Below are 417 nucleotides of genomic sequence, written 5' to 3' on the forward strand. Positions count from 1 at the left end.
ATCCTGAACCGCTGGCTGGAGACCGAGCTCGTGTTCGTGGGGGACGAGGAGGACGTCTCCAAGCTCTCCGAGGGCGAGCTCGGCTTCTACCGCTTTCTGTTTGCCTTCCTGTCGGCCGCGGACGACCTGGTGACGGAAAACCTGGGCGGCCTCTCCGGCCTCTTCGAACAGAAGGACATTCTTCACTACTACGTGGAGCAGGAATGCATCGAGGTCGTCCACTCGCGCGTCTACAACATCATCCAGCTGGTGCTTTTCCACAACAACGACCAGGCGCGCCGCGAGTACGTGGCCGGCACCATCAACCACCCGGCCATCCGCGCCAAGGTGGACTGGTTGGAAGCGCGGGTGCGGGAATGCGCCTCCGTTCCGGAAAAGTTCATTCTCATGATCCTCCTCGAGGGCATCTTTTTTGCC

The 417-nt window shown here is 60.9% G+C and carries 1 protein-coding gene; it reads left to right on the top strand.

Annotated elements, in window-relative coordinates:
* Nucleotides 1–417: ribonucleotide-diphosphate reductase subunit beta (locus D7W79_RS46645; protein WP_158617200.1), on the top strand; the 417-nt coding region annotated here is incomplete at both ends.

Origin of the sequence: Corallococcus exercitus (genome assembly GCF_003611585.1) — a bacterium.
GTDB classification, from domain to species: Bacteria; Myxococcota; Myxococcia; order Myxococcales; family Myxococcaceae; genus Corallococcus; species Corallococcus exercitus.